21 protein-coding genes are annotated in these 21060 nt (G+C 69.2%); 16 read left to right on the forward strand and 5 right to left on the reverse strand.

The window, feature by feature from the left end; genetic code table 11:
• Nucleotides 1–125: 125 nt before the first annotated feature.
• Together AC068D_RS20915 and AC068D_RS20920 are read right to left on the reverse strand one after the other, a co-directional pair.
• Entirely contained in the window at nucleotides 126–317 is a 192-nt protein-coding gene (locus tag AC068D_RS20915) for a hypothetical protein (protein WP_478824522.1), read from the reverse strand.
• A 10-nt stretch (nucleotides 318–327) separates the two neighbouring features.
• Nucleotides 328–1179, reverse strand: a complete 852-nt coding sequence (locus tag AC068D_RS20920; RefSeq protein ID WP_478824523.1) for a helix-turn-helix domain-containing protein — start codon at nucleotides 1177–1179, stop codon at nucleotides 328–330.
• 318 nt (nucleotides 1180–1497) lie between these two features.
• Here AC068D_RS20920 and AC068D_RS20925 point away from each other — a divergent pair, with 318 nt between their 5' ends.
• The 10 genes from AC068D_RS20925 (at nucleotide 1498) to AC068D_RS20970 (ending at nucleotide 12753) form a co-directional block, all read left to right on the forward strand.
• A complete protein-coding gene (locus AC068D_RS20925) occupies nucleotides 1498–1959 on the forward strand; it encodes an ATP-binding protein (RefSeq protein WP_478824524.1) in 462 nt (153 codons plus the stop codon).
• Nucleotides 1960–2171: 212 nt separating this feature from the next.
• Nucleotides 2172–4685, forward strand: a complete 2514-nt coding sequence (locus AC068D_RS20930; protein ID WP_478824525.1) for a Tox-REase-5 domain-containing protein — start codon at nucleotides 2172–2174, stop codon at nucleotides 4683–4685.
• A 56-nt stretch (nucleotides 4686–4741) separates the two neighbouring features.
• Nucleotides 4742–5458, forward strand: a complete 717-nt coding sequence (locus tag AC068D_RS20935) for a hypothetical protein (RefSeq protein ID WP_478824526.1) — start codon at nucleotides 4742–4744, stop codon at nucleotides 5456–5458.
• On the forward strand, nucleotides 5455–5985 hold the full coding sequence (locus AC068D_RS20940) for a hypothetical protein (protein WP_478824527.1): 531 nt from the start codon (nucleotides 5455–5457) through the stop codon (nucleotides 5983–5985). Before AC068D_RS20935 ends, AC068D_RS20940 begins: the two co-directional genes overlap by 4 nt.
• 75 nt (nucleotides 5986–6060) lie before the next feature.
• Complete coding sequence (locus AC068D_RS20945; protein ID WP_478824528.1) at nucleotides 6061–6669, forward strand: hypothetical protein; 609 nt, start codon at nucleotides 6061–6063, stop codon at nucleotides 6667–6669.
• A 242-nt stretch (nucleotides 6670–6911) separates the two neighbouring features.
• Nucleotides 6912–8525, forward strand: a complete 1614-nt coding sequence (locus tag AC068D_RS20950; protein ID WP_478824529.1) for a polymorphic toxin-type HINT domain-containing protein — start codon at nucleotides 6912–6914, stop codon at nucleotides 8523–8525.
• Entirely contained in the window at nucleotides 8522–9361 is an 840-nt protein-coding gene (locus AC068D_RS20955) for a hypothetical protein (protein ID WP_478824530.1), read from the forward strand. The genes AC068D_RS20950 and AC068D_RS20955 overlap by 4 nt, the downstream gene beginning before the upstream one ends.
• Complete coding sequence (locus AC068D_RS20960) at nucleotides 9348–10409, forward strand: hypothetical protein (protein WP_478824531.1); 1062 nt, start codon at nucleotides 9348–9350, stop codon at nucleotides 10407–10409. The genes AC068D_RS20955 and AC068D_RS20960 overlap by 14 nt, the downstream gene beginning before the upstream one ends.
• Nucleotides 10410–10603: 194 nt before the next feature.
• Entirely contained in the window at nucleotides 10604–11416 is an 813-nt protein-coding gene (locus AC068D_RS20965; protein ID WP_478824532.1) for a hypothetical protein, read from the forward strand.
• Nucleotides 11417–11619: 203 nt separating this feature from the next.
• Complete coding sequence (locus tag AC068D_RS20970) at nucleotides 11620–12753, forward strand: hypothetical protein (RefSeq protein WP_478824533.1); 1134 nt, start codon at nucleotides 11620–11622, stop codon at nucleotides 12751–12753.
• A 262-nt stretch (nucleotides 12754–13015) separates the two neighbouring features.
• On the opposite strand, the gene AC068D_RS20975 is transcribed toward AC068D_RS20970, so the two are convergent.
• Nucleotides 13016–13231, reverse strand: a complete 216-nt coding sequence (locus AC068D_RS20975; protein WP_478824534.1) for a hypothetical protein — start codon at nucleotides 13229–13231, stop codon at nucleotides 13016–13018.
• 233 nt (nucleotides 13232–13464) lie between these two features.
• On the opposite strand from AC068D_RS20975, the gene AC068D_RS20980 reads away from it, so the two are divergent.
• The 3 genes from AC068D_RS20980 (at nucleotide 13465) to AC068D_RS20990 (ending at nucleotide 15751) form a co-directional block, all read left to right on the forward strand.
• A complete protein-coding gene (locus AC068D_RS20980) occupies nucleotides 13465–13623 on the forward strand; it encodes a hypothetical protein (RefSeq protein WP_478824535.1) in 159 nt (52 codons plus the stop codon).
• 136 nt (nucleotides 13624–13759) lie between these two features.
• A complete protein-coding gene (locus tag AC068D_RS20985) occupies nucleotides 13760–15337 on the forward strand; it encodes a restriction endonuclease fold toxin-2 domain-containing protein (protein WP_478824536.1) in 1578 nt (525 codons plus the stop codon).
• Between the two features lie 45 nt (nucleotides 15338–15382).
• Nucleotides 15383–15751 carry a hypothetical protein gene (locus AC068D_RS20990; RefSeq protein WP_478824537.1) on the forward strand — a complete coding sequence of 123 codons (369 nt, stop codon included), beginning with the start codon at nucleotides 15383–15385 and terminating at the stop codon, nucleotides 15749–15751.
• A gap of 4 nt (nucleotides 15752–15755) precedes the next feature.
• Here the strand turns inward: AC068D_RS20990 and AC068D_RS20995 are convergent, their stop codons facing one another.
• Nucleotides 15756–16175, reverse strand: a complete 420-nt coding sequence (locus AC068D_RS20995; RefSeq protein WP_478824538.1) for a DUF192 domain-containing protein — start codon at nucleotides 16173–16175, stop codon at nucleotides 15756–15758.
• 105 nt (nucleotides 16176–16280) lie between these two features.
• Between AC068D_RS20995 and AC068D_RS21000 the strand changes: the two genes are divergently transcribed.
• From AC068D_RS21000 to AC068D_RS21010, 3 genes are all read left to right on the forward strand, one after another.
• The gene (locus AC068D_RS21000) at nucleotides 16281–17246 is read left to right on the forward strand and encodes a prepilin peptidase (protein ID WP_478824539.1); all 966 of its coding nucleotides are present in this window, start codon (nucleotides 16281–16283) and stop codon (nucleotides 17244–17246) included.
• Between the two features lie 68 nt (nucleotides 17247–17314).
• Entirely contained in the window at nucleotides 17315–17707 is a 393-nt protein-coding gene (locus tag AC068D_RS21005) for a cupin domain-containing protein (RefSeq protein ID WP_478824540.1), read from the forward strand.
• A gap of 11 nt (nucleotides 17708–17718) precedes the next feature.
• Nucleotides 17719–19239 (forward strand): DUF2079 domain-containing protein, encoded by a 1521-nt coding sequence (locus AC068D_RS21010; RefSeq protein ID WP_478824541.1) that lies wholly within the window; start codon nucleotides 17719–17721, stop codon nucleotides 19237–19239.
• Nucleotides 19240–19275: 36 nt separating this feature from the next.
• Here AC068D_RS21010 and AC068D_RS21015 read toward each other — a convergent pair whose 3' ends face one another.
• On the reverse strand, nucleotides 19276–20454 hold the full coding sequence (locus tag AC068D_RS21015) for a winged helix DNA-binding domain-containing protein (protein WP_478824542.1): 1179 nt from the start codon (nucleotides 20452–20454) through the stop codon (nucleotides 19276–19278).
• Nucleotides 20455–21060: the final 606 nt, after the last annotated feature.

Genomic DNA, 21060 nt, shown 5'->3' on the forward strand with positions numbered 1-21060 from the left:
CCTGGCCGGTCCCGCTGGCGACACCAGAAACATACGGCCGAACACCCACCCCACCAGAGGGCCCCAGGACCCAAAGCCGGGCCCAAACCCGGGCCCAAACAATGGACTTGGGGGAGGGGGCTGGTTCAGAGCAGGTGGTCGGCCTTGCCGGCCTTGATGCTGAGGATGAGGTTGCGCAGGGCCTCGCGGCTGTCGGTGAGGTGACGGTCCTCCTCGCCGAGGACGGCGATGTAGCCGTTGCCGTCCTCGTCGGTCCCGAGCCGGAAGCAGTTGGCACCCTCTCCGCAGAAAGGGTCCTCCCAGTCGATGGTCGGCACTTCTGGACTCCTATAGGTCGTTGGCGATGGCGCGGATGAATTCGCGTGACGCGTCGGGGGCGAGTGCTGCGGCTTGCATCTCGTCGAGCTGGGCTCGGTACTTCTGTAGTTGTGCACCCGCGTCGATGAACTCCGGCCCGTGGGTGCTGTCGAGCTCGACGACGTCCAGTTGCGGGACGGCGTTCTCTGCGTAGATGACGGATTGTCCGGCACCGGGGAAGCCTCCGGCCTTGAACGGAATGACCCGTACGGTCACGTAATCCCGCTCGGTCGCTGCCAGGAGAAACTCAAGCTGACGCCGGGCTACGTCAGGGCCGCCGAACTCCATACGCAGGGCCGCTTCGTGGAGGATCAGGTCGAGCTCGGGAGGGTTTGTTTTGTTCAGGACCTGTCGGCGCGCGATTCGCTGGGCTACCCGTACATCGATCTCTGCCCTTGTGAGCCGGGGAATGACCTGCTCGAACACAGCGCGAGCGTGATCCTCGGTGTGCAGTATGCCGGGCAGGTGAACGGTGAGGGCGATCCGCAGTCGGCGGGCGTGCCATTCCATCTCGGCGATGTCCAGGAAGCCCGGGGCGAGTAGTTCTCGGTAGCTCTCCCACCAGCCCTTTCCCGGGGTCGTGGTCATGGCGACCAGGGCGTCCACGAGATTCTCGTCCGTACAGCCGTAGTTGCCTGCCAGAGTGCGGACGCGCTCGGCGCTGATGCCGGAACGGCCGGACTCCATGTTCGGGACATTGGTGCGGGGGACACCGAGCAGTCCGGCTGCGAACTCCGTTGTCATACCGGCCGCGATGCGCATCTTGCGCAGCTCCGCGCCGAGGCGTCGCTGGCGCTCAGTGGGTGTACTCCTCGGAGCCATGCGCCCCTCCCGTCCGGCCATGCAATGGGGCCAGTCTGCCTTTGGCGCTGCCGATGGGTCCACTTGTCCAGGGGTGAGAGGTTGCGCAAAGGGTAGTACGTGTACTCCCGCGTGCCCTACATTGAGTAACGCACCGCTCACGTTCTGAGAGTTGGAAGTGCATCACGCGGTCCTGCCCGCAAGCTCCTTCCCTGGGAGGGGGCGGCACCGCGTCAGGGAGACAAGCCACTACTCATCAGGCGCAAACCCCATGTGAGCCACTCGTGCGCGACGACGCGAGAGAGAGCATCAACACGCACCGCGATTCATGGAGTTCGCATGTCACTTCTTCTGCCCTCTGCGCTCTGCCCTGCCACCCCGTCCCCGGCGAGTGTCCACGCCGGTGGGCTCGCATTGAGCCTCACCCTCCCGGGGGAAGCCCGCAGTGCCGGTATCGCCCGGACCGCGATCACGTCCGCGCTGCACGCTTACCGCCTCGAAACCTTTGCTCTGCCGACCACCTGCGTGGCCTCCGAACTCGTCTCTCTCGGTGCGCGGTTGACTCCTGGAGAAGAGGTCTACCTGTCCGTCCGGCATCGTGATGACATGCTCCGCCTCGTCGTCTGGGATCAGCATCCGCCGCACGCCGACCCCGAAGCCGTGATCCTCTGCAAGCGGCGCCGGCGCCGGGCGCTCTGGATGCTCGCGGCCGTCGTCGACGACTGGGGAGGTGAGTGGGGCATCTGTGATGCCGAACCGCCGTACCAGGTCACCAAATCCTGGGTCGTTCTGCCCCGTTGAACGCCCTGACGGCTGGTCGATGTGCTCAAGGGTGATGAGTTGGGCCCTGGGGCCCATTGATTCCCTTATGCAAACGTGATCGGATCTAGGTCGATCGAACTCCCCTGGCGCACCGATCAGTTGAGGACTCTGGGATGTCTGGCATAGGTGGGACCGCGAACACCGGCGGATTCGGTGGTGCAACTGCCGCCGGCCCTCACGGCAGGCGAACGATGCCACGCCCCTTGCAGGCGGCGCTGGTTCTGGTCCGGCTGGTGTTCGGCTTCACGGTGTTGGGCGGACTCGGCCTGTTCGGCTCCGCGCTCGCCGCGGATGCGATGGGCGGCGAGCTCCTGGGCCTCGCCCTGTACGGCGCCGCGCCCGGTGTCGTGGGCTGGCTGCTTGCGCGGCGGGTCCGGACCGGTGGCAGGGGCATATGGAGCGGACTGATCGCCGTACAGGTGTGGCTGATCCTCGGTGGCCTGGCCAACATCGGTGACGGATCGGCGCATGGCTTCACCCAACTGTTCCTGCCGGTGATTGTCCTCCTGTTCCTCGCTCTGCCCGAGAGCCGTGAGTGGTTCCTGCTGTCGGAGCAGGAACGGGGGAGTAAGCCCGGCTTCTCGCTCTCGCACATGATCACCTGGCGGCGCGACCGGGGACAGACGGCCGTGGAGTACGCGGGGCTGATCGCGATAGTCGTGGCGATCATCCTGGCGCTGCTCCTGGGTGGCATCGGGGGCAGCGTTTCGGACGGTATCAAGTCCGCGATCTGCTCGATCACGGGCACGGCGTGCCCGGCATCCGGCGAGGGCAGCGACACGGTCCAGGCCGGCCAGGACCCGAGTGAAGACAGCACGGGCGGCGCGGATACGGGCTCCACCACCACGGGTGGCGGGTCCGGGACCGGCGGTACGGACGAAGGCGCCACCGGGACGACGGGCGGCGAGACCACCGGTACCGGCGGTACGAACGGAACGGGTGGGACCGGTGGTTCCGCTACCGGGCCTGGCGGCTCCACGGGTGGGACCGGGGGTTCCACCACGGGACCTGGCGGTTCCACCGGACCGGGCGGCTCCACGGGTGGGACCGGGGGTTCCACCACCGGACCTGGCGGTTCCACCGGACCCGGCGGCTCCACGGGTGGGACCGGGGGTTCCACCACCGGACCTGGTGGCCCCAACGCCGGGCCTGGGGGCGGCACCACCGGGGGACCCGACGGCGGTGGCCAGGACACCTACCCCGAAACCCACGCCGAACCCGAGGCTGCGTACGACGAGTCGGCGTCGGCCACGGACCCCGACGAGTCCGGGGATGGCGACGGGTCCGGGGGCGGCGACGGCGACGGCAAGGGTGAGGAGGAGGACTGCGGCGGCTGGGGGTTCTTCGGCTGTGCCTGGGACCGCGGGACTCAGGTCGTCAAGGGCCTCGTCGTCGACGGCCTCGTGGGTGACATCTCCGGCATCGTCGATCTCTTCAAGCCCGAGACCTGGTCCGGCATGGCCGACTACGGGGAGCAGCTCGGCGACCAGTGGGTGAAGGACTCCAAGGACGCCGGCGAGAAGTGGGACAACGGCGACTATCTCGGGGCGCTCGGCGACTGGGGCGGCGCCTCGATCAACACCGTGGTGAAGGTCGGCGACGACGTGTTCGTCGGCGACGAGGTGCGCGAGCGCTGGAACAACGGGGAGAAGACCCGGGCCGTCACCGATGTCGTCTGGAACGTCGGTTCCCTCTTCATTCCCGGTTACGACGTCGCGAAGGTCGTCGGCAAGGTCGGCAAACTCGGCAAGCTGGGCAAGGTCGCCGAGGAGGTGGCCGAAGCCGCCGCAGATGCGGGCGAAGCCGCGAGCCGGGCCCGTAAGGCGGCCGACGCCGGAGACGTCGAGGGCGCCCGCAAGGCGGCGAAGGAGGCCGACGAGGCGGCGGACGAGGCCGAGGAGCAGGCCCGTAGGACCGGCTGCCCCATCGCGTCCGGACCTCGCACGCAACCCGGGTTCACCGGTGTCGCGGGGTCCGGGACCGGTGTGCTCGCCGCAGGACCCCCGGACCGCGTGATCCTCGCCGATGACGGTTGCGATGCGGAAGCCAAGGCCAAGGCGAAGGAAGCCCGCGAGCAGGAACGGGCTGCCTGGGTGGCCAAGAAGCGTGCCGAGGAGCCCGAGCGCGCGAAGAAGGCCGCGGCGAAGAAGAAGCCGTGGCCGACCCCCAGGCGCAACGACACCTCCGACCCGCGCAACTACAACCCGCCGGACTGGGCCGACGACCTGAACGACCCGGCGCTCGGATCGGCGGACAAGGGCGACGGCTACTGGGGCAGCCGTGACCGCAACCCCAAGCCCAACTGGAAGAACGAGTCATGGCTCCGCTACCAGGAGCAGATCACGGGGACGAAGCGCGGCAGGGAGTACATCGTCCCCAACCCCAAGGAGGGCAAGCAGCCCGTGGAGTACGACGGCTGGGACTCCACGAGGCAGACCTTCCTGGAGGCCAAGAACGGCTACAAGAGTTACCTGTCCAAGTCCGACAAGGGCGCGCTCACGAAATCCGGCAAGAACAAGTTCGTCACCGAGGCGCGGGAGCAGGTTCGGGCGTCAGGCGGCCGCGCTGTCGAATGGCACTTCTCCGACCCGGACGTGGCCAAGGCCGCCCGCAAGGCGTTCCGGGAAGAGGGGTTGAACATCAAGGTCATCCACACCAAGCAGAAGCCGAGTGACAGCACGAGGAAGCCGGAGGCGTTCGACTAGCTGGACTAGGGTGAACAGCGGCCGGACCGGAGGACGAGGGGTGACGGAGGCAGGACATGCGACGTGTGGTGCGGGGTTTCTGGGGGCCCAGAGAGGAGTCGGTCGAGGCGCTGGCAGGACGCTGGGAGCTGACCCTGGGCCGGCTCGCCGGGCTTCTCCCGGCTGCGGGGACCGGTTCCGGGGCGGGCAAGGAGTGGATGTGGTTTCACATCCACGAGTCCGGGCCTGCAACCGAGCTCCGGTCCGATGAGGAAGCCCTTCTCGCTGCCCTGCGCGCAGAGCAGGAAGCCGGATCCAGCTCGGACGGTGTCGGACTGCACGTGGTCACCACGAACGAACAGGGCTGGGAGATCGAGGTCAACGGCCTGGCGGGCGGCGAATCGGAGTACCTGCTCAACTCGATGGTGATCGGCATCAAATCGCCTGACGACGCCGAGATCCCGGACGCCGAACTCCTCACCGCCGTTGCCGAGGTATGGGAACCCGATGTCGGCAATGTGATCGACGATGACGTGTTCGACGCCCTCGAGGACGACACCGGATGGGAGGTCGCAGATCCATGCGTCGGCTGGATCGGCTACCTCTCCCCCGGGCGCGCGGCCCTGCTGCCGGATGACTTGGCAGCCGCACGCAAGGAGGTGCGCGGCGGAGGCGTGCTCCTCGAGATCGCACCGCGCGGCGACACCGAGGCGGTGGTCCATGCATACCTGCGCCTGCGGGACGCCGGAGTTCTCGAGCCCCTGCCCCGCCCGATGGACCGGTCCGCACTGTGACCGCCCAGTTCGGGAAGGCATTCGACCGGGAACTGGCTGTCTCCGACATCGAGGCGCTGCTCGCCGAGCCGGTGCCGGCGACCGGGCCGACGATCAGCGAGGAGAAGCCGGTCACGCTGGAATGGACCGTGACCAGGGGCGAGGGCTTCCTCATCATCCCGCTCTGGGAGGGTGAGAGCCTCGTGGGACTCTACGATCCCGAGTGGAATGAGGCGGTGGAGGCCGGCGAAGAGCATCTGGCCGACCTCGTACAGGAGTTGTACTACCGGTGGGGCACCCATCGGAAGGTGGCCATGCATGTGGCCCTCTTCCGGAAGCAGGCGGGTGAGTCCATGCCTCCGCTGTTCCAGGCGCTGTGTGACAACGACAACTACGGAGATCTGACGGTGTGGGGGCCGCTGCCGTTGGGCGGCGAGGAGGGTGCCGACCGGTGGGTCGCGGTCTCCGTCGGCCACAGCGACGGCGACGCCCCGCTCGTCATGGTGGCTGCCGTCACCGACCGTCCCATCGTCGAACTGGAGGAGTAGCCGCGGGAGCGACGCGCTCCCGCCGAGGCAACGCCTTCATTCCGGCCAAGCACCCCGGAAACAGTCAGGACGCGCATGTACCAGCCGGACCAGGAAGCACGGGAGATCAAGCGGCTCGCCGAGGAGGAAGGGTCCGCGGAGCGGCTGCTCGACTATGCGCAGGTCGTCTTCGGACAGGAGTGGTTCGACGAGGAGCAGGCCGCGGCCGCGGTCGTCGAGCGCGTTGCGGCCACGGAGCCGGGCAATGCGCGGGCGGCCCTGCTCCTGTCGCACAGCGGTCTGCATGTGCGGCTCGACGACGTCGCCGTCGCCGCTGCACGGGAGTCGCTGGAGCGGATTCCGCACGACTCCGCGTACCGGGCGGTCGCTGCGCTCCAGCTCGCCGGGGTCAACGAGTGGCACGGGGTGGAGCGCAGCGACCGGGAGCTGACCTTCAGACTGGTCTCGGAGTCGGTGGAACGAGCGCCGGAGCTCGTGTCCAACAACGCGTGGCTCGGCCGTCTGCTCGCTGCACGCGGGCAGAAGGAGTCCGCACGGTCGCATCTGCAGCGGGCCAGGGCGAACATCCTGAGCGAGGAAGCCAGGGCCGGGCTGTCCCTCGTCGAGCGCAGTCGGCACGAGTGCTTCACCGGCTGTCTCGCCTCCACGATGGGCCTCGACATGGATCTGGCCCGGCTTGGGTGACCGGTTCGGGCGCGCGGTCATGCAGGGCCGATGGCGATTTCCGGATGCGGCCTTGATTGTCGTGTCGAGTCGGCGGGTCCTTTTGGCATGCTCACGGGCTCAACACCACCCAGGTAAGGCCAGGTTGGGTCTCGGGGTGGGTCCGGGGGCCCATGACGCACAGGTGTTGGTTGGTTAGCGTCGGGGTCATGTGTCGTACGGGGGTCGGACGTTGGGTTCGTCGACGGTGGGCCGGTCGGGGTGTGCGTACCGAGGCTCGTCTGCTGGGGCTGCGCAAGTCGCAGTCGGGGCAGGGGGCCTTGGAGTATGTGGGCCTGATCGTGGTCGTGGTGGGGATCGTGGGCGCGTTGTTGGCGACCAACATGGGTCCCCAGATCGCGAACGAGGTCAAGACCGCGGTCTGCAAGATCTCGGGCGGGGCCGACTGCGGGGGCGGTGCGGACAACCAGGCCGAGGGCGCCAACGGTGAGGGCACTGATACGCCGGCCTCCGACAGCGGCGACACCCCCAAGTCCCAGGAGCAACTGGACTACGAGAAGGCCCTGAAGGACCTTCAGGACGCTCAGAAGGCGGAGAAGGCCGACGCGGACAAGGCCAAGGAGGCCGCGAAGGAGCTCGCCAAGATCCTCGCCGACGAGCTCGGCATCACGGACGCCTTCGACTGCATCACCAAGGGCGACATGGGCGCCTGCACCGAGACGCTGATCAACATCCTCACCAGTCTGATCGGTGGAGCCGTCGGCAAACTGGCGGCGAAGTACGGGGCGCCGTGGAAGTGGAAGAAGGCCGCCGAGCTGATCAAGAAGCTCAAGAAGCACGGTGGAGACCTCTACGACGGCATCGAAGGGCTGATCAAGAACCGCAAGAAGGTCGCCGACGCCCAGAAGAAGCTCGACGACGCCAAGAAGAAGTGGGACCCGCAGAAGCAGAAGAAGCCCGACGAGAAGAAGCCGGACGAGAAGAAGCCCGACGACAAGCCGACGGTCTGCCCGGTCAGCCACAGCTTCCCGCCGGGCACGCGGGTCCTCGTCCAGGGTGGTATGTCCGTCCCGATCGAGGCGGTCCGTCTCGGAGACCGGGTCATGGCCACCGATCCGGCCACCGGACTCACCAGTCCGCGCGCGGTGGTCCGTACGTTCACGACGTACGACGACGAGGAGTTCACGCGGCTGACGACCGCGGCCGGCACCGTCACCGCGACCGACACCCACCCGTTCTGGCTGGTCAACGAGCGGCGCTGGGCCGACGCCGACGAGATCGAGGCGGGGGACCGGCTTCGGCTGCCGTCCGGAGCCACCCTGCCCGTCCGGGCCGTGCACCGCTTCACCCAGCGGCAGACCACCCATGACCTGGCGGTCGAAGGCATCCACTCCTACTACGTGGGGATCGGGGCGTCGTACGCCCTCGTCCACAACAACGACTGCGAGTGGCCCACCGCCGACGGGGTGCAGGGACCGGCCGCCGGTAAGGTCCTCAAGCGTCCCCACCACAGGCACACGGTCAAGGGTTCGGCACACGGCGAGGTGAAGGAGTCGAACACCGTCATCCTGGACGGGATGCAGAAGAAGGTCGACGACGACATCAAGGGCATCGCCGAGGGCCGGGCAACCCTCGCCGACGACGGCAACACGTATCTCATCAACGGACGGTCCTACGAGGTGAAGTCGAACGGTACGGTCTTCCCGAAGGACGGCCCCGGGCTGGTGAACCTCGACCGCGTCGAGTATTCGGCACTGCAGCTCATCGCAAGGGGTGACCCCAAGTCGCTCAAGCAGTTGGAGATGGCTCCGAAGTTCAAGAACAACCCCGCGGCCGTCGAAAAGGCCAGGGCGATCTACGAAGGAACGTACAAGTGATCGCCAATCTTCTGATCAGTCGTCGCCTGGAACCCGCCGTGCTCGCCGCGGCGCTGGCAGAGGTGGTCCAGGTGCCGGCCGGGCAGGTGGACGTCTGCCACTCGGATGGCGACCAGGACAACCGGAACTGGGACGCGGCCGTGGTGTGCACCTACGAGTACGTCCGCGTCGACGTGGTGATGCGCCTCGATCTCTATGTTCGGGACGATTGTCCGCGCAGCGACGACGCGCCCGCGAGCGAGGCGGAGCTGGCGGCCGGTCTGGCTGACCGGACGGGGGCCGGAGTCATCTACCCGGACGACCGGGTCGACCCCGAGACGTTCTGGCTTGCCGATCCGAGCGGGGTGGTGACGCGCACCCGGCTGGTCGCATCCGACCCGGCAGGGGACGAGCCGCCGACGTACACGGTCGATGCCGTCGAAGCGCCGTCGCTCGCCTTCCCGGCGGCCGCGGTGACACCGCTCGAAGAGCTCCTGCGGGAGGTGCCGATCCCGACCCCGCTCGCTTCCGCGCTCGCACTGGACAACCAGGCGGCGGTGTCGCTCGCGATCTGGGAGCGGATGGTGCGCCGTATGGCGGCAGGCTGGCCGCCGTCCGGTCGCTATCTGTCACATCTGTACGCGGAAGACCTCGCGGCGCGCGATCACTTCGAGCGCGCGATAGGCGCCTGCACCGAGGACGAACGGAAGGCGCTGCTGGCGGCCGTCGCCCAGGTCGACTCCCTCTTCCGCGATCTCACCGAAGAGGACGCGGGTGCGGTGCCGTCCGGTGACGGCTGGTGGCGAAGGCGCCGACCGCGGCAACTTCCCTGGCCGGAGGCGGATGGAGCAGCCTGACGGCCTGTCGAGGACAACACCGCCGGCTTTCCGCATCCACCTCGGGGTGGTCGGCCCGCCTCTTCAGCCGGAGGAGATCTCCAAGCGCCTGGGGGTGGAGCCCGAAGAGTCGACATCGAAGAACGTGAACGTGGAGATGCTGGAGAGCGTGGAAGGCTTTGCCTGCTCGGCGTCCTTCGCCCAGGCCAGAGCCTTCGTAGCCGCCTGTGTGGAGCGCGCTTGCGGAGTCCTTTTCCGGTCCGTGGCGGAGGCCAGGGGGCAGGCCGCCCGTGATGCTTGCTTCCGAGCCCTGGAGTTGCTGTGGGAAACGGCGCCTGTGGACTCGGAAAGGGCCGGCGAGCTGTACGACGAGGTGGAGGAGTTCCTGGAGGAATTCAGGGAGGAAGCTTCGAGCCGTGACGGAGACGCTCTCGAGACAGTCGCCTCCGATGCCGCCGACCTGCTGCACACAGGGCTCGGATTCCTGATGTGGGGCAATGCACGGGGAGCAGCCCAGGTCGCCCTCGCAGCCAGGGAATTCGTGCGCGAACTGGGCGTACGTTGTGACGCCGATCTGCCGGCCCGGGAGGATGAGGCGCAGAACCGTGACGTCGTGGCGCTGTTCGCCTGGGACGACCGTACGGCGACGCGTCTGCTGTCCTCACTGCGCACGGCGGCTGCGGAGCGGGGGCGGGAGTATGCGGCGGTTGCAAAGGCTCGGCAAGAGGGTGGCACCGAGAACGCCGTTGCGCCGGAGACATCGTTCAGGGTCACGGCGGTCCTCGACCGGTCGGCCGTGATCGCCAAGCACGCGCAGGCCGTGCGCCACTACGGCGTCGTGGGGCGGATCGTCGCGGGTGCCGACGCCGGACGTTACATCCGGGTGGACAGACTCGCTGACCTGGCCGGGACGCCGGAGGAGCGGGACGAGGCCAAGGGGTCCATGATCCGCGTGGCTGACGATCCGGCGATGGAAACCGACTGCGTCGGGGAGTGGGTGGAGGACTGGGCGGATGTCGAGGAGTCCTTCGAGCGGGACGGCCGTCAGGTGGACTGGCCCACCCGATGACCGGGACGGACCGGACGGCGCAGCGTCGACGTCCGGCCTTGGGCGAGCCGGACCGCGCGAAGGCAGGGCAGGCGAGTGCGGTGTTCGCTCTGCTCGGAGCCGGCCGTCGAATTGGGCCCGTGGGCCCGTGCGCGCCCGGAACCGCGTTGTTAGCGTACTGATCGGCCTTCAGTCGCGGGCAAGAGGGGAACCTGATGAGCAAGCGGAGCGCGGGCACGGCACGGCGCATCATGATGGGCGCGGCGGCTGCCGCGCTGACGATGGGGCTGGCCACCGCCTGTGAGGGCGACGACGGGGCCAAGGAGGATGCGAAGAAGCCCGGTAAGGAGTCCGCGTCCGCGGCAGCCCCGGAGGCCACCCCGACGAACGGCGTGCCGCCCGAGGCGTCCGACCCCGCTGTGCCGCCTGCCCCCGAGAAGCCGAGCACCGGCAGGACCCTCACCAAGGCGGAGCTGACGCAGGCGGCACTGGTGACCGACGAGGTACCGCACTACGTGGTCACGCCGATGCAGGGCGGAGACGAACCCGGTACCGAGATCGCGGACAAGCCGGAGTGCCAACCGCTCGCGGCCGTCATCAACGGAGCCCCCGAGCCCACCGCGAGCGCCACCGTGTACCGCACGGTCGTGGACAAGAGGGAAGAGGGCAACGAGAAGCAGACAGTCGTCACCGAGATCCTCACCTCGCACAGCGGCGACTCGGCGGACGCCGTCCTGAAGTCCGTCCGTACCGCGGTCGAGGCCTGCGCCAACGGTTTCACCACACACGGCGGTGAGGGCGCGTCGACCTACGCCGAGGTGAAGACGCTGCCCGCCCAGCGGGCGGGCGACGACGCCATCGCCTACCAGGTGACGGGAGCCGTGGACGGCGCGAAGGTGCCGCTCGTGTTCCACCTCGTGCGACGAGGAGCGACCGTCGCCACCTTCTACACCGCCAACTTCATCGACGCGAGGACGCCCGAGATCCCCATGGCCCTGGTGCGGAAGCAGTCCGCCAAGTTGCCGTGATCCAGGAGTCGGCGCGAAGGACGCCGTTCGGGGTCGCGGCGCCCGGACACCTCCAGGGCTGCCATGAGCCCCTGGCCGGAGTGCCGGGCGTGGGCCTGCGCCCGGGCGTCGGGGCCGCGGAACGGGCCGTTCCAGGGCGGCGGCCAGGTCCACTGCGCGGCCGGCCGGCCGAGCGCCCCACCGGGACGTAGATAATCGACCGCATGTCCCAGCAGCCCTCCCTCCGGACCGCCCGCCTGTCCGGATTCCCCGCCGCCCCCGCGCTCCTCGGTTACGCCGCAGTGCGGCTGACCGGCATGGTCATCCTCGCGATCGCCGCGGCGGCCACCGGCAAGGACGGCCTGCACCGGCTCAAGGGCCGCTGGGACGCGGTCTGGTATGTCCGGATCGCCGAGAACGGTTACGGACACGAGGTCACACTCCCCGACGGCAGCGTGCATTCCGACCTGGCATTCTTCCCCCTGCTGCCCGCCCTGGAGCGTGGCCTCTGCGAGGTCGTGCCCGTGCTCGACGCCGCGACCGCGGGGCTGGTGATCGCCTGGGTCGCTGCGTTCGGTGCCGCATGGGGCATCTACGCCGTGGGGTCCCATGTCGCCGGTAGCAGGGCCGGGGTGCTGCTCGCGGTGCTGTGGGGGGTGTACCCGACTGCTTTCGTGCAGTCGATGGCGTACACGGAAACGCTGTTCACCGCGCTCGCCGCCTGGTCGCTGTATGCCGTGCTCACCGGCCGCTGGATCACCGCCGGTTTCCTCTGCGCGCTCGCCGGTCTCACCCGCCCGTCCGCCGCGGCACTCGTGGCGGCCATCGGCATCACGGCGATCGTGCACCTGGTCCGTGGCCGTCTGACCTGGCGCATGGTCGTCGGGGTCCTGCTTGCACCGCTCGGCTGGCTCGGGTACGTGGCCTTCGTGGCCGTACGCCAGGGAAGCCCGACCGCGTACTTCGAGGTCCAGGCGGCCTGGGGCAACAACATCGACGGCGGGCTCGCGCTCGCCCGCTTCGTCGGCAAGCAGCTCACCGGGGCGAATCCGCTCGCCGGGATCGGGCTGATCGCCGCGCTCGGTCTGCTGGGCTGGGTCGTCCGGCTGTGCCTGCGGCAGCGGCAGCCCCTGCCCGTGCTCGTGTACGGGATCGGCATCGTCGTGATCTCGCTCATCGGCGCCGCGTACTTCGGGTCCCGTCCGCGTCTGATCATGCCGGCGTTCCCGCTGCTGCTGCCCGCGGCCGTGGCGCTCGCCCGGTACAGGCAGCGGTGGGCGGTGCTCGTCGTCGGGCTGCTCGCGGTGGGCTCCGGGGTGTACGGGGCGTTCACCCTGCTCGGGTCCGGCCCGCCATGACGCGGTCGCCCCACGTGTCGGGCCGTGGCTGTGCCGACCGCGCGGGAGGCGTGCTGCGTGACGCGGAACAGGTCCTCGGGCCGGCAGAACACGATCAGGACCACCGCCATCAGTGACCACCACCATCAGCGACCGCCCGGGCCGCATCCTGTGGAACGGCGCCGACCGGCCGGGCGGACGCACGACCGGACCGCCGTGCGCACCGAAGGCATCGCCGAGCACTCCGCCTGCACCCGACCGTGAAAGCCGAGGCCGACGAGGGCTACCGGGGCCCGGCCGACGAGTTCCCCGACCAGGTCACCGCCCCGCCGAAGAAGCCCGAGGACGACGTGCCCGAAGGCGATGACGGGCCTGGCGCGAGATGGGCCGCCGCCAGTCCTCCCGCCGCATAGTCGTCGAGCACGCCGACGCCGAGATGTGCCAGTGGTGCCCGCTCCAGCGCTGCACCGGACGCCGCGAGGACTGCGCCGAGGCGCACCGCGCGATAGTGGGACCGGCCTCCGACCGCGCCGCCCGCCCGGTCCACCTGCCCTGTCCACCGCACCGAACTGGTACGCGCTCAGCGGATCGCCCGCTGAATCACCCGCTGAATCACCCGCGGGCCGGACCGCCGGGCGAGAACGCCCCAACCTCGACCGCCGGCCGCGTCGTCACTCCGATGTCGAAGAACTGCCGACGTCGAAGGCCGGCGAGGAGACGACTGCCCACCAGGTGACGGGAGCCCTCGACGGTGCCGAGGTGCCGCTCATGCTCCATGTCGTGCGCAAGGGCGCGAGCGTGGCCACGTTCTGCACAGCGAACTTCATCAACGCGAAGACGCTCGACGTTCCCGCCGTTCCGATCACATGGCAGATCGTCAAACTTCAGTGAACATAGGCCTGTTGGGGCAGGAGTTGGGCCCCAGGGCCCATGACGGGCGCCCGCTGCTGACCGTAGTTTCGTGTGTATGTCACCTGCGGGGGTTGTGCGGTGTGTCCGAGTGAGGGGGCCTCGGACGGAGGCGCGGTTGCTCGGGTTGCGTCGGCGTCGCGTGCGGGATCGTGGCCAGGGTGCGCTGGAGTATCTGGGGCTTGTCCTGGTCGTGGTGGCGATCGTCGGTGCGCTGGTGGCGACCGGGATCGGTGCGGAGCTGGCGCAGAAGATCACCGCGCAGGTGTCGTGCATCGCCGGCGGGGAGTGCGGTGACAGCGGTGGGGGAGGTGCCCAGGCCGATGGTACCGGTGACGGACAGCCCGCCTCGGATACCGGTGGTGCGCAGGGTGATGCTCCCAAGTCGCAGGAGCAGATCGATTACGAGAAGGCGCTGAAGGAGCTTCAGGACGCCCGGGCCGCGGAGAAGTCGGATTCGGACAAGGCGAAGGAAGCGGCCAAGGAGCTGGGGAAGATCCTGGCGGAGGAGCTGGGGATCACCGATGCGCTGAAGTGCATCACCGAGGGGGACATGGGGGCGTGTACCGAGACCCTCATCAATGTTCTGACGAGTCTGATCGGTGGTGCGGTCGGGAAGCTGGCCGCGAAGTACGGGGCGCCGTGGAAGTGGAAGAAGGCCTATGAGCTGATCAAGAAGCTCAAGAAGCATGGCGGGGACCTGTACGACGGCCTCACGGGTCTGCTGAAGAACCGCAAACGCGTCAAGGATGCGGAGAAGGCCCTCGAGGACGCCAAGAAGAAGTACGACCCCGAAAAACAGAAGAAACCGGACGAGAAGAAACCCGACGACAAGCCGACGACGTGTCCGGTCAGCCACAGTTTCCCGCCCGGGACCAAGGTCCTGCTTGCCGGCGGGCTGAGCATTCCGATCGAGTCGGTGCGTATCGGGGACCAGGCCGTCGCCACCGACCCGGTCACCGGACTCACCACGACCCGCCCGGTGACCCGCACCTTCACCACACACGACGACAAGCGGTTCACCCGGCTGCACACGACCGCCGGGCAGGTCACCGCCACGGACACCCATCCGTTCTGGGCGGTGGACCTCCGGCGCTGGGTCGACGCCGGTGACATCCGGCAGGGGGCCCTGCTCCGCACGTCGGCCGGGACCGCAGTGCAGGTCGGCGCCGTCGAGCATTTCGTGAAGCGCCAGACCACCCACGACCTGACCGTCGGCGGTATTCACACGTACTACGTCGGCGTGGGCGCAAGCTGGGCGCTCGTCCACAACAACGACTGCCTGACCAAGTACAAGCTGAAACTGAAGACGCGCGGGGCCAATTACGGAAACCCGAAGCAGCGCGCGTACCAGCGGAAGCACGCCGGTGACACCGAATACCAGGTCGAAGGCGGCGGAGAGAAGGTCTGGGCGGACGGCCTCGACTCCAACACGGGAGATCTGATCGACGCCAAGCTCGTCGACAACCCTGCCCGCAGCCCCTTCATCAAGGACTCCAAGGCACCGGACTTCATCCGACAGAAGGTGGACGCGGACATCGACGACGAGTTCCGGCGGTACGCTGCCGTCCTCAAGGACAAGGGAACCCCTGTGAAGAAGTTGCGCGTCGTCACCAACGACCCCAGGGCGGTCGAGTACTTCGAGGAGAAGATGCGCAAGTACGGAATCAACGGCCAGGTCGAGGTCAAGCCCTGAGGGGCGGGCCGACCGGGGGAGATCCATGAGGGAGCGGGCGGAACGATGAAGTATCTCGTGGTGTTCGACAGCGACGAGTGGAGCGTCGGACAGGACGCGATCATCTCGTCGCTGGGCCAGGAGTGGCCGGACGCCGTGGTGCGTCGCAACGAGGTTCCCGAAGGGTCTCAGGTCAGGGACGTGGAGTGGGAACTGCGGCGCGGTGACGAGGGGATGGAGGGATACACCCACGTCGACGGCCGGTGCATCTATCTGGATGGCCACATCGGGCTCGCCGCGGACTTCGCGCTCTGGTACCGCACGCTCGTGCCCAAGGACATCGACCTGATCTTCTGCGACGAGGGCTACAGCTTCGACGTGCCCGTCCACAGCGCCACGTCGCGTGAGGAACTCATCGCGGCGGCCGAGGACTGACCGGTCAGCCGGCCTTCCCGCCGCCGGGGCCAGCGGCGGCACCCGTCCCGGTGTCGCCGGGCGTTCGGGCGGCACTCTCGATCGCCAGCTGTACGCCCGGTCGCACCCCCCAGCCCTCCATCGCTCCTGCCTCCGACTCCAGGACATGGCGGGCGCGGAGCCGCAGCATGCCCAGCCGCCCCGGCCTCATGGTTCGTACGTCGAGGACACGCAACCGCTTGTCCAGATAGGCCACATCGATCGTGAAGCGCATCCGGAAGGTGTGCACACTGCTGCACGGGGTCAGCATGATCGCGCCGTCGATGCCGTCCCGGCCCAGCAGACCGCGGGTCCGTGCCCGGTACGAGGCGGCCATCTCGAGGTCCACCGGATTCTCGCGGCCGGGGATCCTCAATACGCCTTTGCCGTCGCTCCAGATGCCCATGGAGGTAGACCGTAGCGCCAGTCCCGTGGCCGTGGGCCCCCGGGTGACGGAGAGTGGGCCCCAGGGCCCATGACCGGGACGCTCATCGGTCCTAGGGTCGGGCACGTGGAGTCGTACGCCGTCGCGCTGATCGTCGTTGCCGCCGCCTGGGGCGCCGGGGCAGGGGCTCTCGTGCCGCGCGCCGCCTACCGGCTGTCCGTCGAGCCGGAGGAGGGCTGGCGGAACGCGTGTCCTGCCGGCCATCCGATCGTCGGACCCGCCGGCGGGTGGCTGGGCACCGCCCGGTGTCCGAGCTGCGCGGTGTCCATGATGCCGTCGATGCCGTCCCAGGTGCCGGCATCCACCCAAGTGCCGGCATCCGCTGACTCCCCGGCGTCCGCTGACTCCCCGGCGTCCTCCGAGGCGCCGGCGACTGCTCGAGCAGCGGCCACTTCGGCGCAGGTGCAGACACCTGCACCTGCCGCCGCCACCAACGCCGGTCCCGCGCCGACCGCATCGGGGAGTGCCATGGCCGGGAGAGGGCCCGTGCCGTACCGGCCCTCCTTCCTCGTGCCCGCCATCACCGCGCTGGTCTGCGCGGCGCTCGCGGCTGCCACCGGGGCACGGCCCGAGGCCGCCGTGTGGGTGCTGCTCACGCCCGTCGCCGTACTGCTCGCGCTCATCGACCGCAACGTCCACCGGCTGCCGGACCATCTGACGCTGCCGCTCGCGGTCGCTGCGGCCGTGCTGCTCGGGGGTGCCGCGCTGGTTCCCGAGGCGGCAGGCTCATGGTCCGGGGCGCTGCTCGGCGGGCTCGTCCTCGGCGCCGCGTACTTCGTGCTCTTCCTCATCAACCCCAACGGCATGGGCTTCGGCGATGTGAAGCTCGCGCTCTCCCTCGGCATCGTGCTCGGCTGGTACGGCTGGGGCACGCTGTTCGTCGGGGCGTTCGCGGGGTTCCTGCTGGGCGGGGCGTACGGGTTCGGGCTCGTCCTCCTGCGCAAGGCCGGGCGGAAGTCGGCGATCCCGTTCGGGCCTTTCATGATCATGGGGGCGCTGGCCGGGCTGCTGCTGGGCGCACTGTCGGCGTAGGACCGAACGGGTGCGCGTGTGCACATACGTACAAGACACTGCTCCCGCCTCCCGCGCAGACTCGTCCCATGGACACCGAGCCCGTCAATCTCAGCGCAGCACTCGCCTCCTTCGACGACGTCTACAGTCCGCGCATCGTGGCCCGTATGAACGACTACGACGTCCGTGTCGCCCACACCGTCGGGGAGCACATCTGGCACGTCCACGAGGACACGGATGAGTTCTTCCTCGTCATCGACGGCCGCTTCGACATCGCGATGCGGGACGCGGACGGTACGGAGAGCACGGTCGAACTCCACAAGGGCGACGTGTTCGTGGTGCCGAAGGGCACCGAGCACAAGCCCTCCTCGCCCGGCGCCTCGATCCTGATGTTCGAGCCGTCCGGGACCCTCTCGACCGGTGACCGCCACGAGGGGGAGATCCCCGGTCATGTGGACAGCACGGCAGGTCACGCCCTCTAGCATGCGGGCGTATGCGGACATTCTCTGACAGTGCGACGGTGCCGTCTGCGGAAACGGAGACGATCCGGACCCCCGCCGCACGGCCGCCCGCCGGCCGTCCCGCCGCCCTTCTCGTCCGGGGATGGGCGGCGGCGCTGTTCCTCCTCTACGCGACCATGGCCGTGCGCCGCCACCAACTCCTGCGCACCACCGGCTACGACCTCGGCATCTTCGAGCAGGCCGTACGCGCCTATGCGCGGCTCGAGGCCCCCGTCGTCCCGTTGCGGGGCGAGAACTTCAATCTCCTCGGCGACCATTTCCATCCGCTCATCGCGGTCCTCGCCCCGCTCTACCGGATCTGGCCGTCCCCGCTCTGTCTGCTCCTGGCCCAGTCCGCGCTGCTCGCCGTCGCGGTCGTACCGCTCGCGCGCTGGGCCGCCCGTGCGCTCGGCCGACGTGCGGCGCACGTCGTCGCCTTCGGATACGGGGCGAGCTGGGGCATCGCATCGGCTGCGGCCTTCGACTTCCACGAGGTGGCCCTCGCCGTCCCCCTGCTGGCCTTCGCGCTCGAGGCGCTCGGTCGGCGGCGCTGGCGGCAGGCCGCGGCCTGGGCGGCTCCCATGCTGCTGGTGAAGGAGGACCTCGGGCTGACGCTGGCCGCGGTCGGGGTGTACATCGCGTGGAAGGGGCCGCGCAGGCTCGGCCTCGTCACCGCGGCGGCCGGACTGATCGGCAGCGCGATCGAGATCAAGCTGCTGCTCCCGGCGTTCAACCCGGGCGGCGGTTACGCACACGGGGGCAATCTCGTCGACGGACACGGGTCTCTCCTCGCGACGGTGGCCTTCGCCCCTCTGGATGCGCTGCGGCCCGACATCAAGGCCATGACCCTCGTCCTCGTCTTCGCGCCGAGCGCGCTCGTCGCCCTGCGTTCGCCGCTCTCACTGATCGCCGTACCGACGCTGGCCTGGCGGATGCTGTCGGAGAACGGCTTCCACTGGGGCACTGCCTTCCACTACAGCGCCGTCCTGATGCCCGTTGTCATCGCCGGGCTCATCGATGCCCTCGCCTCCTACCGGGCCTCCGGCCACCCCCTCGCGGCGCGTCATGTCCGGGCCTCTCTCGTGACGGTCGTCGCCGTGACGGTGGTGATGCTCCCGTCCTTCCCCCTGGCCCAATTGGCGCAGCGGGCCACCTGGCGCACCACCCAGCACATCGAGGCCGCGCGCTCGCTGCTCCGGCGCATCCCTGACGGCGCGACGGTCGCCGCTTCCAACCGGCTCGCTCCGCAGCTCACTTCGCGCTGCGAGGTGGTGATCTTCCCGACCTGGCCGGTCGAGGGGAAGCTCTACGAGTACGAGAGGAAGCGGCTGCCCCGCCCCACCGCGGAGTGGATCATCCATGACCGCAGGGCTCCGGAGGCATGGCCCTACAAGACCGGGCACTGGCCCTATCCACCGGAGCAGCAACTCGCAGAGCTCGACGCGGCGAAGCGTTCCCACGGCTACGAGGTCGTCGCCGAGCGGGACGGGGTCACCCTTCTGCACCGCTCATGACCGCGTGCCCATCGGGCCGGCCCCTGCGGCCGCGGTCTATGCATGGCCGCCCACCGTGACCTTCCCCACCGTGAGCTCCGCCCTGCCCTCGAGGATCTCGCCCACCCGCTCCACCTGCTCCTCCAGCGCACGACGGTGGACGGCGGTCAGCGCCCGGGTCCCGATCGTCTCCACAGTGACCGCGATGCGGCGGCCCGAGCGGCGCTGGTGCCAGACACCGGCGACGACCCCGTCCACGAGCACGACGGGGAAGTTCCCCGCCTGGCCGGCCGAAAGGGCCCGCTCGTACGCCGGGCCGGGGAACAGCAGTTCGCGAGGCTGGGAGGCGATGGTGAACGCGTCGAAGTAGGGGAGGAGTCGCACGCCACGGGCCGGGGCGTCCGGGAAATCCGTGTCACCCGTGACGACCCACCCGGGCTCGCCCTCGTACAGCACCTCCTCGATCTCCCCGTCGGCGGCCAGGGAGGCGAACAGTTCGCCCGCCCAGCCGCGCGGCGCCGCGAGCCACTTGGCGAAGTGCTGCGGGACCGCCGGCCCGTACGCCCGCAGATAGCGGCGGACGAGCTCGGCGTGCGCGGCCGTCTCCTCGAGGGGGGAGAAGCCGGGAAGGGCGCGGTGCGGATTGGTGTAGGTGACCTTGCGGCCGCGGTTGGGGCCGAAGCACAGCACCCCGCGGTGGGCGGCCCGGTGAGTGATCTGCCGCCAACGCGGCCACTTGTCCTGGAACGCCTCCATCACCCGCTCCCCGGCCCAGGGTCCGGTGCGCTCCACGATCGCGTCGGTCAGCTCGTCGACGGTGAGCGCCGTGTCGGCAAGCGCGTCGTCGATCGCCGCGAGCACCGCCTCGGTCTGTTCCTCCGACATCCGGAGGTCCGCAGGCATCGGGTTCGGCCCCGCCGGGACCCCGGACATCGCGCCCGTCCACAGCGGCAGATCGGCGGTGGCCAGCAGATGCACGGTGCCGCGCGGCCCGAAGGTCTTGATCAGCGTGCCCTCGGTCCAAAGGGCCTCGCGCACATCCGCACGGGTCGCGCCCTTCAGGCGCAGTGCGATGGAGAGCTCGGCGGCGGAGAGCACCTGGGCGTGGGCCCCGAGCATCGCGGTGGTGACTGTCGCGGGGGACGAGCCCCGGGCGGCATCCGCCGGTGCGTGGAGGCCCTGCCGGGCGATACGGCGGGCGTTGGCTTCGGTCCAGGTCACCTTCGTCCTCGTCATGGGCCGACCCTAGGAGGCATATAGGCCAAGAACTGTCCGCTGTGCGCACCCGTGCTGTCGGACAGCGGGAGTCGGGGGCGGACACCGCCCATGCCGTCGACAGACGTGATGAAAGGGGAGAAAACCGGCCTTCCAGGGGGCCGAGCTGCCGCCTGGCCGGCGGGGCGACGACTTGGAGGAGCGAATTCCGGCCAACAAAGAGCAGCCCTCATACCGGGCCGCTTGACGCGCAGAGTCGCCCACAGGGTCGGCACCGACCACCACGTCAACCCTGTGACCAGCGACGAAGGTCCCCCGTGAGGAGTAGTCGCGCGCGCCACGCCGGACCGCTTCACCAATGTCGGACACGGTTTTCCCGGCAGGTTTCCGCCTTCGGGCCGCAGTCCGGTGCTTTCGGAGAGTAGTTGTGGCATGCCGTGGCACGCGTCGGCCCTCACGAAGGGTTATGGTGGAAGCCCCCCCTCGGGCCGGTCCGTATCCCCCCCACGGACCGGCCCGTTTCTTGTCTCCGGGCGCGGCCGAGGATGCGGCCGGTGTCCACCGGGCGTCGTGATCAGCGACTGCCGGATCCGGGGAGCGGGCCCGGTGAGCGGCGGACCTCCCCGA

The organism is Streptomyces sp. NPDC043861 (assembly GCF_056435905.1).